This is a genomic window from Pelagovum pacificum, assembly GCF_016134045.1.
In the GTDB taxonomy this organism is placed as follows: Bacteria; Pseudomonadota; Alphaproteobacteria; order Rhodobacterales; family Rhodobacteraceae; genus Oceanicola; species Oceanicola pacificus_A.
This window is the reverse complement of sequence record NZ_CP065915.1, coordinates 1,476,267-1,490,777: the sequence shown is the minus strand read 5'-3', so window position 1 is coordinate 1,490,777 and position 14,511 is coordinate 1,476,267. Positions and strand designations below refer to the sequence as shown.

Here is a 14,511-nt window from a genome sequence, read left to right as displayed (position 1 = left end):
GTCCTCCCGTTTGTCAGGCTGCGGAGCCTAGCGCCCCCGCAGGCGAGGACAAGCCGGGCCACGCGCGTTCTTCCCGCTGCGCCGCGCGTCAGCCCGTCGCGGCCGCGAATTTCCCCATCAGGTACGGCCCGGAGGTCACAGCGTCGGCGCGTCCCTCGAACGGCCGGATCGCGGCATGCCAGTTCGGTTGATGGAAGAAGGCGAGCGAGCCGCGCCGCTGGCCGGCCAGTTCCGGCGGCACCACGACCCGATGCAGGGTCGACCGCCACCGCCCCCCGGTCCAGAGCTCCATCAGGTCGCCGATGTTGATCACGAAAACGCCTTCGGGGGCGTCGACAGGCACCCAGTCTCCGCTCTGCGCCAGGATCTCGAGGCCGCGGCTGCCGGAGTCGGGCAGCAGGATCGTCAGCGAGCCATAGTCCGTATGCGCCCCGGCGCGCTGCTGCCCGGCCTCGGCCGGACCTTCGGTCGCCGGGTAGTTCAGCGCCCTCAAGGCGGAGATCGGGCTGTCGATATAGGGCTGGAAGAAGCCCTCCGGCTTGCCGAGCGCGACCGCGAACATCGCCATGATCCGCGCGGCGAGGTCCTCCATATGGGCGTAGTACGTCTCCCAGGCGGCGCGGAACCCCGGCACCTCGGGCCAGGGCGTCGGGGCATAGCAGAAGGCGAGCGCGTCGCGATCGGTCTCGTCTGCCGGGCAGGTCAGGGGACCGCCGTTGAAACTCTCCTTCAGGTCGGGTGGAGTCTCCTCGCCCCGCGATCTGGCCAGCGCTTCCGAGCCGACGCCAAGGTAGCCATAGGGCCGCCCGGGCCCCGGTCTGAGCGCGACTTTCGCCTCGGCCGGACCGTCGAAGAAAGCACGGACCGCAGCTCGCACGGCCGCGATGTCCGCGTCCGGCACCCCGTGGCCGGAGATCGTGAGGAATCCGGTTTCGCGGCAGGCCTCGTCGACCGCGGAGGCCAGAGAACGGCGCTCTGACGGCGTGCCCGCTTCGAATGCGCCCAGGTCGATGACCGGGACGTTCGTGACGACATGCGACATGGTCCTGACCCCTCGAACGCTTGCCCGACCTTTTTCCCGAATCCGGCACACCGTCAATCGCGAGGGGCGAGCGGACCTGCCGATCAGGCCGAGATGCCGCAGCAGGCGCAACGCGACTGCACCGGACTGCCCGCCGAATGGGCGGAGCCGGAATCCCGCAGGCTCGCCCGCGGCTCTCGGCCCGGAGTTGGCTGTGGACAAGCGCGACGCAGCCATTGCCCTGCCCTGTCTGGCCTGCCACAATATCTGGCAATCAAAACGCCAGAAAGAGCAGCGAGCATGCCTGACGATCTCCTGACCGGGAGCGGTCCCGACAGCTACGACGCCTCCTCCATCGAGGTCCTCGAGGGGCTGGAACCTGTGCGCAAGCGACCGGGGATGTATATCGGCGGCACGGACGAGCGTGCGCTCCATCACCTCGTGGCGGAGATCCTCGACAACTCGATGGACGAGGCCGTCGCCGGCCACGCCAACCGGATCGAGATCGAGCTTCAGGCCGACTATTCCGTTGCCGTCTCGGACAATGGCCGGGGTATGCCGTTCGATCCGCACCCGAAATTTCCCGGGAAGTCTGCGCTCGAGGTGATCCTCTGCACGCTGCACGCGGGCGGCAAGTTCTCCGGCAAGGCCTACCAGACGTCGGGTGGCCTGCACGGCGTCGGCGCCTCGGTCGTGAACGCGCTGTCGGACAGCATGGTCGTTCAGGTCGCGCGCGACCGGAAGCTGGTGGAACAGCGCTTTTCCCGGGGCATCCCGCTCGGCCCGGTGGAGGAGATCGGCAACGCCCCCAACCGGCGCGGCACGACGACCACCTTCCACGCAGACGAGGAAATCTTCGGCCACCACCGGTTCAAGCCCGCGCGGCTGTTCAAGATGGTGCGTTCCAAGGCCTACCTGTTCTCGGGGGTCGAGATCCGCTGGAAGTCCGCGATCGACGACGGCGAGACACCGCAGGAGGCGACGTTCCACTTCCCCGGCGGTCTTTCGGACTACCTGCAGGAGACGCTCGGCTCCGCCTCGACCTACGCCGACAAGCCGTTCGCGGGCACGGTCGATTTCCAGTCCCGCTTCTCCGTCCCCGGCAAGGTCGAATGGGCGATCAACTGGACCCCGGCGCGCGACGGGTTCCTGCAGAGCTACTGTAACACCGTCCCGACGCCGGAGGGCGGCACCCACGAGGCCGGCTTCTGGGCCGCGATCCTCAAGGGCATCCGGGCGTATGGCGAGCTCGTCAACAACAAGAAGGCCGCGCAGATCTCGCGCGAAGACCTTTTGACGGGGGGCTGCGCGCTCGTCTCCTGCTTCATCCGCGAGCCGGAGTTCGTCGGTCAGACCAAGGACCGCCTCGCCACGACGGAGGCCGCGAAGCTGGTCGAATCCGCCGTGCGCGACCATTTCGACAATTGGCTGGCCGCCGACACGAAGTCCGCTGGCGCGATCCTCGACTTCCTCGTGCTGCGCGCCGAAGAGCGTCTCCGCCGCCGGCAGGAGAAGGAGACGGCCCGCAAGTCCGCCACCAAGAAGCTGCGGCTTCCCGGCAAGCTGGTCGACTGCTCCAACGGGGCGCGGGACGGCACCGAGATCTTCCTCGTCGAGGGCGACTCGGCGGGCGGCTCTGCCAAGATGGCGCGAGACCGCAAGACACAGGCGCTGCTGCCGCTTCGGGGGAAAATTCTGAACGTTCTGGGGGCTGCCTCCTCCAAATTGTCATCGAATGCCGAGATCAACGACCTGTCCCAGGCCCTTGGCTGCGGCCTCGGCACGCGGTTCAACATAGACGACCTGCGTTACGAGAAGGTTATCATCATGACCGACGCGGACGTCGACGGGGCCCATATTGCCTCGCTTTTGATGACATTCTTCTACACCCAGATGCGCCCGCTGATCGACGCCGGCCACCTCTACCTCGCCTGCCCGCCGCTCTACCGGCTGACCCAGGGGGCCAAGCGGCTCTATGTCGCCGACGACCGGGAAAAGGACATCTGGATGGCGAAGGGCCTTGGCGGCAAGGGCAAGATCGACACCCAGCGGTTCAAGGGCCTCGGCGAGATGGACGCCAAGGACCTGCGCGAGACGACGATGGACCCCGCGACGCGCAAGCTGATCCGGGTCTCGCTGCACGACGAGGAGCCGGGAGAGACCGCCGACCTCGTCGAGCGCCTGATGGGCAAGAAGCCCGAACTGCGGTTCCAGTACATCTCGGAGAACGCGCGGTTCGTCGAGGAGTTGGATGTGTAGGACGCGCAGCTGACGAGCCGGGAATTTCACCTCTGCAACTCTTTCGGGCCTCAATTAACTGACCAAGTTAATTGCGGGTCGAACGACCGGTGCCTCGAACTGCGCTATCTCGAACGGATTGCCGACCTGTCCTACTGACTCCGTAGGGTGCGCACCAAGGGCGCACCCTACGGGTCGCAGCCGACTGCGCATCTAGCACGTCCCTACGGATACCCTGACTTGCCGGGGCGCCACCCATCCGGCCACGCTGGCTCCATTCGTCAACCGACATGGAGTGGCCCGATGCGCCGCCTTCTTCCCCTGATCGCCCTGCTCGCGACGCCGGTCGCGGCGCAGGACAACAGCTCCGCCGTCCTGCAGGCCATCGACGTGGCGCGCTACGCCTACAACCAAGGCGATCTCGACACGATGATGAGCTATTACGACGACATGGCCTTCTTGATCCCGCCCGGAGAGCGGATCCTGATCGGCTCCGATATCATCGCCGAATATTACGCAGACGCGATGTCCGACGGGTTCGAGGACCTGCGGCTCGACCCGTTCGACGTGCGCGACGTGGGCGACACCGGAGTCGTGGCCGTCGTCGACATGACCTTGCGCCAGGACGGCGCACTGGTCGGGGCGCGGCTGTTGCAGGTCTGGAAGGTGCAGGACGGACAGCCGCTCATCCAGCGCGAGATGCTGCAGGTCATCAGCGTCGAGGACGCGACGGAGCTCTAGATCACCATTCCGATAGCGCCCCGATTTATGCCGCCATTCCAGCGGCTTGCCGTCACGCCAGCCGGCGCGCGGGATCTTCCCTCCGCCGTGCGGCCCGTTATGCTGCCGACATGCGACTGCTGATCCTCTGCCTCCTTTTCCTGTCCGCCTGCACCCGGCCCCTGACACCGGCGGAGCAGGCCTTTGCCGCCCAGATCGTCGGGGAGGAGACCGCTTATGGCCGGGTCCGCCTGACCGAGGCCGGGCCGGTCGGCGCCTTCGCCTTCACCTACCCTACCCGGCCGCGCACGACCTGTCGCGAACGCATCCTGCCGCCGAACGACGGCCCGACCTACGAGGCGCGAACGGCGGGGATCACCCTGTTCGACCACGTCATCACCAATCCCGACTGGTATCTCGCCGACTACCTCCAGGACTGGCCGGAGCGGATGAACCTCGTCGCGGCGATGTTCTTCGCGCATGAGCTGACCCATGTCTGGCAATGGCAGAACCGCGAGCAGACGGGCTACACCCTGTACGGCGTCGCGTCCGAGCATGCGATGGTCGATGACCCGTATCTCTTCGACAGCGACGCCCTGCCCCGCTTCGCCGACTACGGCTACGAACAGCAGGGCGCACTGGTCGAGGAATATGTCTGCTGTCAGGCCCTCGCCCCCGAAGCCTCGCGGACACAGCGGCTGCGGGCGCTGCTGTCGCAGGAGATGCCGATCGGCGAGTGGCGTGCGCCGCAATCGGTGCTGCTGCCCTACGACGAGGTCGAGCTCGCCGGCATCTGCGACTGAAGCGCCGTCTCGAACAGTTCCGAAACCCCTGACCAAAGCGGGTAGGAGCTGGCCGCGACGAGCTGACCCTCCGTCGTGAAGGGCCGATAGGGCTGACCGCCCATCATCGCCGCGAAACCGCCCGCCTCGCGCGTGATGAGCGCGCCGGCTAGGTGATCCCACGGCTTGAGCAGTCCACTGATGAGGTAGTCCACCGCGCCGGAGGCGAGCAGCCGGTATTCGTGGCAAGAGCAGCGCAGCGACCGCGCGCCGCCGGTTCGGAACGTCGCCTGCGAGACGGCCATGCGCAGCTCTTCGGGGTAGAGATTTACGGGCACGTAGCCCGACGCCTCCGACACCGGCATGGTGCCGTCGATCGTCAGGGGCCGGTCCACGCGCCCTGCCCCGCCGGTCCATGCGCCGCCGCCCCTGCGGGCCGCGAACCAGTCGTCGAACACCGGGTCGTAGAGCAGGCCGAACACTGTCCGCCCGTCCTCCACCACGGCGAGGATCACGCCGAAGACCGCCAGCCCGCGTGCGAAATTCCAGGTGCCGTCGACGGGGTCCACCACCACGACACAGCCGCTGCCCGACAGCAGGTCGAGCCGCGACGGATCGGCGGCCACGCCCTCTTCGCCGACCACTTCGGCGTCAGGCATTATGCGGGCGATCCCCTCGACCAACTTCGCCTCGGCGGCGAGATCGGCGGCGGTGACGAGGTCCTCCGGGCCGCTCTTGGTGTCGATCTCCGTCGCGTCGAGCCGCCGGAAGCGGGGCAGGATCTCGGCCTTGGCAACCTCGCGGACGAGCTCGATCAACGCCGTCTCGGCGGAGCGGTCGATCATGGCGCAGGCGGTCCGATGAGGTGGGACAGCGGCGTGAGCCCGTCCACCGAGGCCCGCAGGAGGTCGCCCGGGTAGACCGGTCCGACGCCAGCGGGGGTGCCGGTCATCACGATGTCACCGGGAACGAGGTGGTAGAGCGCGGACAGATGTTCGAGCACTTCCGGGACGGACCAGACCATCTGGTCGAGCGTGCCGGACTGCCGTTCGGTATCGTTCACATGAAGGGTAATCGACTGCTGTCCGGGTCCGGGCCAGCTGTCAGACGCCGTGACCGTGCCGATCACAGCACTCCCCTCCACGTCCTTGGCGACATCCCACGGCAGCCGCGCCGCCTTCGCGGCCGCCTGAAGGTCGCGCCGCGTCATGTCGAGCCCGACCGCCCAGCCACAGATCGCGTCGGCGACGTCGCTCGCTTTGGCGTTCCAGAGCGGCTTGCCGATAACGGCGACGAGCTCGACCTCGTGCTGCCAGTCGGAGGTGCCGGGCGGATAGGCCGCCTCGCCCCCGGTAGAGATCGCGCTGTGGGACTTGGTGAAGAACCAGGGCGCCTCGCGCGAGACGTCGGATCCCATCTCGGCGGCGTGGGCGGCGTAGTTGCGACCGACGCAGAAGATACGACCGACAGGTATGCGGCGGCTGTCGCCGGCGATTTCGAGCGTGGGGATTTCGGCGGGCGGGAAGAGGTAGTCGGGCATGGAAACCGGGTCATGTGGACGGGAGTTACACCCTGAGTGCCGCCGCGGGGCGCGTCAACATCGCCCGTCATCATAAGCGAAGCCTACAGAACGACGTCGAACCGCCGGACTTTCACTTTTCCAACATTCGGACGGCAGAATTCTGGCGTGCTACGTATCTGCACTTGTCGGAATCGAACCAGACTTCGGAATACTCCGTGTCCACGCCATCAGCGCTGCGTGCGAGCCGGTTGTAGAAAGAACAGGTCGATCCGATCTCGGGCGCGAAGGCGTCCGGTGCCCAGTCAGGGACAACAGCCTGGCCGATCCTGTCCACAGCGGAAACCAGCTGCAGGTTGAAGGCCGTCAGGTAGTGGTAATGCAGGCTTTCGAAAATAGTCTCGCGCTTCAACTGCCAGGCCTGCGCCGCGCAGACCCACGTCTCCTCGATCGAGACCGGAACGTCGTCCAGATACCTCAGCCGCCGGATCCGGTGCGCTTCGTCCGACAGGCCGAAGTCTGGCAGATGCCCGGGTTTCTTCATGCGTTCGACATCCAGCACCTCTGCCCCGGGAAGGCCGCCGCCATCGAGCCGCTCGAGCCTGAAAAGCGCGTAGATCGACTGAACCTCGGCAATATTTCGGATGTAGTTGCCCGACCCTTGAACCCGCACCAGCATACCCTGCCGCTCCATCACCTCGAGCGCCTTGCGCAGCGTGCCGACCGAAACATCGAGGTCCGCCGCCATCGCGCGCTCGGGCGGAAGCCGAGCGCCGTCGCCGAGCCGGCCCGCCAGGATCTCGCGGATCAGGTACTCCGATATCTGAAGATACCGGGGAATAAGCCGGCGGAGGCCAGCATCGGGCATGGTCCAATATTCCTTGTCTCAATCGTTAACATCTTTTCTGCACGGACTCGCTTTGTCGATGCAAGTCACGAAACCCGCCCTATACCCAGAAAGGTGGGCGCGCAAAGTTCTTTAAAATCATAATCTTAAAGAAACCTTTTGTTTAGAGACAACTGGCAGCCTCTCTCCGGTGCGAACGTTAAGGAGGCACATAAACATCAAAGTAGAATATATGTTTATCGTTCCGGTGCCGGTTCGGCGGCCCGTGCACAGCGGTGTCGCCGGTCGCGCACGCAGGCGCCCCTGTGCTCCGACAACGGTCTGTGGCATTTAGAGGGCGACCGAAAAGCCATGGAGACACCCTTGACCGACGCCCCTGCCGAACGGATGGAGCTTATCGATCCGAAGTCCGACAGCCGCGCTTTTCGCGCCGCGCTCGGGTCCTTCGCGACCGGGGTGACGGTGGTGACCGCCGCGGGGCCGGACGGGCCGTTCGGCATCACAGCCAACAGCTTTGCCTCCGTATCGCTCGATCCGCCGCTGGTCCTCTGGTCACCGGCAAAGGACTCCCGCCGGTACGAGCTGTTCTCGACCGCCGAGACCTACGCGATCCACGTCCTTGGCGGCCATCAGCAAAAGGTCTGTGACGCCTTCACCCAGTCGGCAGACGCATTCGACGATGTCGACTGGGAAGAAAGCGCGGACGGCGTGCCGCTGATCCACGGCTGCCTCGCCGTGTTCGAGTGCCGGCGGGTCGCGGCGCACGATGCCGGCGATCACCTGATCATTGTCGGACAGGTGGAGCGTGCGGCGCGGCGCGATGGTCTTCCGCTCCTGTTCCAGGGCGGGCGGTTCGTCAGCTTCAAGGGCTGACCATTAACCATCTGTCGAGCCGCCCCCAAATCGCCATGATGAGTCCCGCTTCACGCCGCCTCTGCCTGCGACGACTGCGTCTCGATTGCTCAACCGGGGACATTCGATGCGCAGATATCTTATCGTGGTGACGCTTCTTGCGTGGGCCGCCCCGGCCGCCGCCCAGGAGCTGCGAACGGAGTTCTACGCCCTGTCCCGGCAGGATCGTCAGGCGCTTCAGGAACAGCTCGTGACGCGGGGGCTCTACGCGTCGACGGTGGACGGGCTCTGGGGGCCGGGCACCGCCGCGGCGGTCGATCAGGCGCGCGCCACGCTGGCTTATCCGGGCTTTGCCGAGAATGCGCGCGAGGCCGGGATCGTCAACGAAATCGAAATCATTCGCATCTATCTCGAGTCGGCATTGATGGAGGCGAGCTCCGCGTCACTGCGGCCGCGAAGCTAGCCCCGCCAGAGAATGCCGAGGTCGGCGACGTTCGTCCCCGTCGCCCCGATCTTGAGGAGATCCCCCGCCGCGTCGAGCGCGCGGTAGGAATCATTGTCGGCGAGCAGAGCCTCGGGGTCGAGGCCGGCCGCGCGGATGCGGTCGAGCGTGCCGGCATCGACAAGACCGCCGGCGGCGTCGGTCGGGCCGTCGCGCCCGTCGGTTCCACCACAGAGGCACGCCCAATCGGTCCAGCCTTCCACTTCCGCCAGAAAGGCGATGCGCAAAGCGAGCTCCTGGTTGCGACCGCCAAGGCCGCTGCCACCAAGACGCACCGTCGTCTCCCCGCCCCAGAGGGTCAGGCCGGGCGTGGACTGCGACACGACAATGCGGGCAGCGTCGGCGACATCCCCTTCGAGGGGGCGCGACAGGACGGCGGCCTCTTCCGCCGCGCGGGCCATGGCGGCGAGGCTCTTGCCGTTGGATCCGATAAGGCGATTGGTCACCGCCGGCATGGGATCGGGGGCGCGGGCGGTCTCAAGGTGGGATCGCACCGCCTCGGGAACGCGGGACCAGAGATCGAATTGCGCCAGCATGGCGCGGGCCTCTGTCGGGGTCCCAAGCGGCGCAACCGTGGGGCCGGAGCCGATGACGGAGAGCGTATCGCCGATGACGTCGGACAGGATCAGCGCTTCGACCGTCGCGGGCGCGGCTCGTCGGGCAAGGCCACCGCCCTTCAGGCCGGAGAGCTGCTGGCGGACGAGGTTCATCTGCTCGATATCGGCGCCGGAGCCGAGCAACAGGCGGCTGACCTCGATCTTGTCGGAAAGGGTCAGGCCGTCGGCAGGCAGCGGCAGCATTGCCGACGCCCCGCCAGAGACGAGGACCAGCAGGCGGTCCCCCTGCCCCAACGCGCCGGCGCGGTCCCAGACCTCCTGCGCGGCGGCGGCTCCACCGTCATCGGGGACGGGGTGGCCCGCGACCATGACCGTCGCGCCCTCGACCGGGGCATCCGCCCCGGCAACGGTCACGACCAGGGCCGGCGTCCCCGGAAACCGTTCGAGGGCGGCCTCCGCCATCCGGCGGGAGGCCTTGCCGACCGCGATGATGGCGGTCGGCGCAGTGTCGGGCAGCGCGGCCTTCGTCCCCTCGTAGGGGTCGGCGGCGGCCACGCCCGCCCGGAAGAGATCGGATAGCACCTGCCGGGGACCGGCCGGTGCCATAGCGTCAGACATAGCGGTTGACGATGTTCTCGAGCCGCTCCTGGCGTCCGGACTTCGGCTCGGGTTCGAGGCCCTCGGCCTCGACGCGGGCAGCGGCGGACTCGAGGTCGCCGGCCAGCATCGACTTCGCCGCATCACTGTCCCAACCGGCGTAACGGTCGGTCAGCGCCTGCTCCAGCAGTCCGTCCTCGAGCATCTTCGCGGCAGCTTTCAGGCCGGCCGCGCAGGTGTCCATGCCGCCGACGTGACCAAGGATCAGGTCCTCGGCGTCGAGCGACTGGCGGCGCAGCTTGGCGTCGAAGTTGGTGCCGCCGGTGGTGAAGCCGCCCATCTTGAGGATCTCGTAATAGGCGAGCGCGACTTCGGGGACATTGTTCGGGAACTGGTCGGTGTCCCAGCCGGACTGGTAGTCGTTCCGGTTCATGTCGATCGAGCCGAGCACGCCGAGGCTGCGTGCGAGGTGCAGTTCGTGCTCGAAGCTGTGACCGGCGAGGATCGCGTGACCCTGCTCGATGTTGAGCTTCACCTCGTTCTCGAGGCCGTAATCCTTGAGGAAGCCGTAGATCGTGCCGACGTCGTAGTCGTACTGGTGCTTCGAGGGCTCCTGCGGCTTGGGTTCGATCAGGATCGTGCCGTCGAAGCCGACCTTCTTGGCGTATTCCACGACCATCGTCAGGAACCGGCCGTATTGCTCGCGCTCGCGGCCCATGTCGGTGTTGAGCAGCGTCTCGTAGCCTTCGCGGCCGCCCCAGAGGACGTAGTTCTGGCCGCCGAGGCGCTTGGTCGTGTCGATACAGGCCTTCACGGTCGCCGCGGCATAGGCGAAGACGTCCGGATCGGGGTTGGTCGACGCGCCGGACATAAAGCGGCGGTTGGTGAACATGTTCGCCGTGCCCCAGAGGCAACCGATGCCCGTCTCCTCCATCTTGGGCAGCACGTAGTCGGCCCATTCATAGAGGTTGTCGCGGCTTTCGGCGAAGGTCGCGCCCTCGGGGCGCACGTCGGCGTCGTGCCAGCAGAAGTAGGGCGCCCCGAGGAGCGAGAACATCTCGAAGGCGACGTCGGCCTTGAGCTTGGCCAGCTCCATCGAATCCTGCGGATACCACGGACGATCAAAGGTGCGGCCGCCGAACGGGTCGCCGCCTTCCCACGCGAAGGAGTGCCACCACGCGATCGCGAAGCGCAGATGCTCCTTCATGGGTTTGCCCATGACGACTTCGTCCGGGTTGTAGTGCCGGAAGGCGAATTCGTTGGTGCTGTCGGGGCCCTCGTACTTGATCTCGGGGATGCCCTTGAAGAAATCGGTCATGGTTTTCAGAGTCCTTTCACGGCCTGGTAGGCGGCACGATACCTTTCGTGTGCCTCGGCAAAGTCATCGGTCAGGGTGGAGTCCGGTTCGACCGTGCGGTCGATCGGCGGAGCGGAGGCCACTTCGGCCCCTGCCCCGGTCGCGGCCATCAGGGCGAGCCGCGCGGCGCCGAAGGCCCCACCGAAATCGCCCGAGACCGGAAGCTCGACGGGCATGTTCAGCGCCGTCGCAATGGCCTTCAGCCAGTAGTCGGAGCGCGTACCGCCACCGACGGCGATCAGGCGCTCCATCTTGGTGCCCGTCGCGGTGAGCGCGACGAAGCTGTCGCGGATCGCGAACGTCACCCCCTCGAGCACGGCGCGCGTCAGGCTGTCCCGGTCGCTGGCGTGGTCGAGGTTGAGGAACTGCGCGCGCACCCGCGCGTCGTTGTGCGGCGTCCGCTCGCCGCCGAGATACGGCAGGAACAGCGTCCGCCCCGGCGCCTGCAGCGTGCCGAGCCGCCCGGTCAGGTCGGCGGCGGGTTCTCCGGCGAGCTTGCTGTACCAGTTCAGCGCATCCGCCGCGGCAAGGATCACGCCCATCTGGTGCCAGGTGCCCGGCAGGGCATGGCAGAAGGTGTGAACGGCGGTCGCGGCGTCCGGTTGGTAGGCGTCCGAGGCGGCGAACAGCACACCCGAGGTGCCGAGCGAGACGAACGCCTCGCCCGCCTTCGCGACGCCGACCCCGACGCCGGAGGCCGCGTTGTCGCCGCCCCCGCCCGCGATGACCACGCCCTTGGGCAGGCCCCACTTGTCGGCGAGCTCGTCCCGCAGGGTGGCGGACACTTCCGAGCCTTCCACGAGCCGCGGCATGTGATCGCGCGACAGGTCCGTCCTGGCCAGCAACTCGTCCGACCAGTCACGCTTGCCGGTGTCGAGCCACGAGGTTCCCGCAGCGTCCGACATCTCCGCGACGTAGTCGCCCGACAGCCAGAGCCGGAGGTAATCCTTCGGCAGCAGCACCTTGGCGACCTTGGCGAAGATCTCCGGCTCGTTGTTGCGCACCCAGGCAAGCTTGGGCGCGGTGAAACCGGGGAAAACGATGTTGCCGGTGAGGTCGCGGAACAGCGGCTCGGAATCGAGCGCGGCGGCCTCTTCGTGGCTGCGCGTGTCGTTCCAGAGGATGCAGGGCCGCAGCACCTGATCCGCGGCGTCGATCAGCGTCGCGCCGTGCATCTGGCCCGAAAGCCCGATGCCCTTCACGCCGGAGAGGTCCACCTTGCCCTTCAGCGCCTCGAACACTGCCTCGCAGGCGGCGATCCATTGCGCGGGGTCCTGTTCCGACCAGCCATCCTTCGGGCGGGAGACGGTCATTTCCGCCGTCGCCTCGCCCAGGATCTTCTGGTCGTCGTCCATGACGAGCGCCTTCAGGCCGCTCGTCCCGAGATCAAGTCCGATAAACATCAGGCTGCTACGTGCTCCGGTTTTTTGCCGAGGATGATCATGGCGAGCAGATCGTCCTCCGTCACCTCGTCGACCTTTACGACGCCGACGAGCTTGCCGTTCTTCATCACCGCCGCGCGGTCGCAAAGCTCCTTCACCGCGCGAACGTCGTGGTCGATCAGGAAGATGCCGAGGCCGTCCTTCTTCAGCTCCTGGATCAGTTCGGCGACCATCTGGGTCTCCTGCGGGCCGAGCGCGGCGGTCGGCTCGTCCATCACGAGGATCCGGGCGTTGAAGTAGACCGCCCGGGCAATGGCGACCGACTGTCGCTGACCGCCCGAGAGGGCGCTGACCGGCGCGGCGAACTTCTGGAAGTTCGGGTTCAGCCGGTTCATGATCTTGCGCGTCTCGGATTCCATCTTCGCGTCGTCGACCATGCCGAAGGGCGTGACCAGCTCGCGGCCGAGGAACAGGTTGGCGGAAGCGTCGAGGTTATCGGCCAGCGCGAGGGTCTGGTAGATCGTCTCGATATTGTACTTCCGGGCGTCCCGCGGGTTGTTGATCGTGACTTTCTTGCCGTTGATCCGGACTTCGCCCGTGTCCATCCCGTAGGCGCCCGACAGCACCTTGATGAGCGTCGACTTCCCCGCGCCGTTGTGGCCGAGCAGGCCGACCACTTCACCGGGGTAGAGGTCGACCGAGACGTGATCGACCGCGTGGATGCCTCCGAAGGAGACGCAGATGTCGTCCATTTCGACGAGTGGCGTGGCCATGGCTCAGTCTCCCGTGCGGCGGCGGTAGAGGATGTCGACGAAGACGGCGAGCACGAGCACCGCGCCGACGACGATGTTCTGGTAGGGCGCATCGACCCCGACCATCGCCATGCCCGACTGCAGCGACTGCATGATCAGCGCGCCGAGGATGGCGCCGTAGATCGTGCCGATCCCGCCCGAGAGCGCAGTGCCCCCGATGACGGCGGCGGCGATCACGCGCAGCTCGTCCAGCGTGCCGATGTCGTTGGAGTGGAACGACAGGCGGGCGGAGGCGACCACGGCGGAGAGCCCGCAGAGGAAGCCCATGATGGCGAAGACCTTCACGGTCAGCAGGCGGGTGTTGATGCCCGACAGCTCCGCCGCGTCCGGGTTGCCGCCGGTGGCGAAGATGTAGCGGCCCAGCCGGGTGCGCTGCGCGACGATGGTCATCACGATGGCGACGCCGATCAGCAGCAGGACCGAGATCGGCAGGCCGTAGCTCTCGCTGTAGCCCTCCGGCATGGTCTCGCCCCGTGCCTCGAATTGACGCTCGAGCACGCGACCGGGAATCTCGTAGGAGGTCAGGACTGCGACGAGGCCGAGGATACCCACGGCAATGACGCCGGCGACGACGTACTCGGCCCACATCGGTTTGACGTGGAAGCCGTGGGCGATCTTGGTACGCCGGGCGTTCCACAGCGCGGCGAGCGCCAGCGCCGTCGCGACGAGGCCGACAATCCACGACCATGTCGATCCGAGCGTCCCGGTGATGCCCCCGAAGGCCTGGAAGGTCTCGTCCAGCGGGCCGATGGTCTGCCCGTTGGTGAGGTGCCAGGCCACGTTGCGCCAGACCAGCAGCCCGCCGAGCGTGACGATGAAGGCCGGGATGGTGAGATAGCCCACCAGCCAGCCGTTGAACGCGCCGATCGCGGTGCCGACGATCAGCCCGCCGACGATGGCAAGCCAGGGCAGCGCATCGGCGCCGAGGTCAAGGCCGAACCAGTCGAGCAGCCAGCGGGTCTGCAGCATCGCCATGACGGCGGAGCAGGTCGCCAGCAGCGAGCCAACGGAGAGGTCGATATGGCGGGTGACGATGATGAAGACCATGCCGGTCGCCATGATGGCGACGCTGACGGTCTGGATCGTCAGGTTGAAGACGTTGCGCGCGGTCAGGAAGCGGCCGTCGGTGAGGACGTTGAAGACGATCGCGACGATCACGAAGGCGCCGATCATGCCGAGCAGCCGCGTGTCGATTTCGAGCGATTTCAGGAAGCTGCGCTTCGGGGGCGCGGAAGAAGTGCCGGTGGTATCGGTCATGTGGGGCGATCCGCTGAAAGCAGATGTAGGATGGGGATCATCCCCATCCTACTGGTTTGGGTCAGGCC

General features: G+C 66.8%; 14 protein-coding genes. 5 read left to right on the top strand and 9 right to left on the bottom strand.

Translation table 11 applies throughout. The annotated features are described in order from the left end of the window. Positions 1-88: 88 nt before the first annotated feature. Positions 89-1,042, bottom strand: a complete 954-nt coding sequence (locus I8N54_RS07375; protein ID WP_140193178.1) for an isopenicillin N synthase family dioxygenase — start codon at positions 1,040-1,042, stop codon at positions 89-91. Positions 1,043-1,321: 279 nt separating this feature from the next. On the opposite strand from I8N54_RS07375, the gene parE reads away from it, so the two are divergent. The 3 genes from parE (at position 1,322) to I8N54_RS07360 (ending at position 4,782) form a co-directional block, all read left to right on the top strand. Then, positions 1,322-3,280, top strand: coding sequence for a DNA topoisomerase IV subunit B (gene parE / locus I8N54_RS07370; RefSeq protein WP_140193179.1), 1,959 nt, complete (start codon positions 1,322-1,324; stop codon positions 3,278-3,280). Between the two features lie 282 nt (positions 3,281-3,562). Next, positions 3,563-4,000 (top strand): nuclear transport factor 2 family protein, encoded by a 438-nt coding sequence (locus I8N54_RS07365; protein WP_140193180.1) that lies wholly within the window; start codon positions 3,563-3,565, stop codon positions 3,998-4,000. Positions 4,001-4,110: 110 nt separating this feature from the next. Continuing rightward, entirely contained in the window at positions 4,111-4,782 is a 672-nt protein-coding gene (locus tag I8N54_RS07360; protein WP_140193181.1) for a hypothetical protein, read from the top strand. Here the strand turns inward: I8N54_RS07360 and I8N54_RS07355 are convergent. The 3 genes from I8N54_RS07355 to I8N54_RS07345 all read right to left on the bottom strand — a co-directional run bounded on the left by I8N54_RS07355 (position 4,746) and on the right by I8N54_RS07345 (position 7,148). After that, positions 4,746-5,606: an inositol monophosphatase family protein gene (locus I8N54_RS07355; protein WP_140193182.1), complete on the bottom strand. Its 861-nt coding sequence runs from the start codon at positions 5,604-5,606 to the stop codon at positions 4,746-4,748. The two genes, I8N54_RS07360 and I8N54_RS07355, sit on opposite strands and share 37 nt — an antisense overlap. Continuing rightward, positions 5,603-6,301: a fumarylacetoacetate hydrolase family protein gene (locus I8N54_RS07350; protein WP_140193183.1), complete on the bottom strand. Its 699-nt coding sequence runs from the start codon at positions 6,299-6,301 to the stop codon at positions 5,603-5,605. Before I8N54_RS07350 ends, I8N54_RS07355 begins: the two co-directional genes overlap by 4 nt. Positions 6,302-6,413: 112 nt before the next feature. After that, on the bottom strand, positions 6,414-7,148 hold the full coding sequence (locus tag I8N54_RS07345; protein WP_140193184.1) for a GntR family transcriptional regulator: 735 nt from the start codon (positions 7,146-7,148) through the stop codon (positions 6,414-6,416). Positions 7,149-7,514: 366 nt separating this feature from the next. Here I8N54_RS07345 and I8N54_RS07340 point away from each other — a divergent pair, with 366 nt between their 5' ends. Continuing rightward, positions 7,515-8,000 (top strand): flavin reductase family protein, encoded by a 486-nt coding sequence (locus tag I8N54_RS07340; protein WP_140195559.1) that lies wholly within the window; start codon positions 7,515-7,517, stop codon positions 7,998-8,000. A gap of 106 nt (positions 8,001-8,106) precedes the next feature. Beyond that, positions 8,107-8,442 carry a peptidoglycan-binding domain-containing protein gene (locus I8N54_RS07335; RefSeq protein WP_140193185.1) on the top strand — a complete coding sequence of 112 codons (336 nt, stop codon included), beginning with the start codon at positions 8,107-8,109 and terminating at the stop codon, positions 8,440-8,442. Here the strand turns inward: I8N54_RS07335 and I8N54_RS07330 are convergent. From I8N54_RS07330 to I8N54_RS07310, 5 genes are read right to left on the bottom strand one after another with little or no spacing between them, the layout of a single operon-like run. After that, positions 8,439-9,620 (bottom strand): glycerate kinase type-2 family protein, encoded by a 1,182-nt coding sequence (locus I8N54_RS07330; RefSeq protein ID WP_232790446.1) that lies wholly within the window; start codon positions 9,618-9,620, stop codon positions 8,439-8,441. The genes I8N54_RS07335 and I8N54_RS07330 overlap by 4 nt on opposite strands. A gap of 28 nt (positions 9,621-9,648) precedes the next feature. Continuing rightward, positions 9,649-10,953, bottom strand: a complete 1,305-nt coding sequence (gene xylA / locus I8N54_RS07325) for a xylose isomerase (protein ID WP_140193187.1) — start codon at positions 10,951-10,953, stop codon at positions 9,649-9,651. Positions 10,954-10,958: 5 nt separating this feature from the next. After that, positions 10,959-12,395, bottom strand: coding sequence for a xylulokinase (gene xylB, locus I8N54_RS07320; protein ID WP_140193188.1), 1,437 nt, complete (start codon positions 12,393-12,395; stop codon positions 10,959-10,961). Then, positions 12,395-13,147, bottom strand: coding sequence for an ATP-binding cassette domain-containing protein (locus tag I8N54_RS07315; protein WP_140193189.1), 753 nt, complete (start codon positions 13,145-13,147; stop codon positions 12,395-12,397). Before I8N54_RS07315 ends, xylB begins: the two co-directional genes overlap by 1 nt. Positions 13,148-13,150: 3 nt before the next feature. Further along, positions 13,151-14,443, bottom strand: a complete 1,293-nt coding sequence (locus I8N54_RS07310; protein ID WP_140193190.1) for a sugar ABC transporter permease — start codon at positions 14,441-14,443, stop codon at positions 13,151-13,153. Between the last annotated feature and the right edge of the window lie 68 nt (positions 14,444-14,511).

Coding starts and splice junctions, on each gene's coding strand:
- I8N54_RS07335 (WP_140193185.1), top strand. CDS start 8,107: ATGCGCAGATATCTTATCGTGGTGACGCTTCTTGCGTGGGCCGCCCCG.
- xylA (WP_140193187.1), bottom strand. CDS start 10,953: ATGACCGATTTCTTCAAGGGCATCCCCGAGATCAAGTACGAGGGCCCC.
- I8N54_RS07355 (WP_140193182.1), bottom strand. CDS start 5,606: ATGATCGACCGCTCCGCCGAGACGGCGTTGATCGAGCTCGTCCGCGAG.
- I8N54_RS07360 (WP_140193181.1), top strand. CDS start 4,111: ATGCGACTGCTGATCCTCTGCCTCCTTTTCCTGTCCGCCTGCACCCGG.
- parE (WP_140193179.1), top strand. CDS start 1,322: ATGCCTGACGATCTCCTGACCGGGAGCGGTCCCGACAGCTACGACGCC.
- I8N54_RS07375 (WP_140193178.1), bottom strand. CDS start 1,042: ATGTCGCATGTCGTCACGAACGTCCCGGTCATCGACCTGGGCGCATTC.
- xylB (WP_140193188.1), bottom strand. CDS start 12,395: ATGTTTATCGGACTTGATCTCGGGACGAGCGGCCTGAAGGCGCTCGTC.
- I8N54_RS07345 (WP_140193184.1), bottom strand. CDS start 7,148: ATGCCCGATGCTGGCCTCCGCCGGCTTATTCCCCGGTATCTTCAGATA.
- I8N54_RS07315 (WP_140193189.1), bottom strand. CDS start 13,147: ATGGCCACGCCACTCGTCGAAATGGACGACATCTGCGTCTCCTTCGGA.
- I8N54_RS07310 (WP_140193190.1), bottom strand. CDS start 14,443: ATGACCGATACCACCGGCACTTCTTCCGCGCCCCCGAAGCGCAGCTTC.
- I8N54_RS07340 (WP_140195559.1), top strand. CDS start 7,515: ATGGAGCTTATCGATCCGAAGTCCGACAGCCGCGCTTTTCGCGCCGCG.
- I8N54_RS07365 (WP_140193180.1), top strand. CDS start 3,563: ATGCGCCGCCTTCTTCCCCTGATCGCCCTGCTCGCGACGCCGGTCGCG.
- I8N54_RS07350 (WP_140193183.1), bottom strand. CDS start 6,301: ATGCCCGACTACCTCTTCCCGCCCGCCGAAATCCCCACGCTCGAAATC.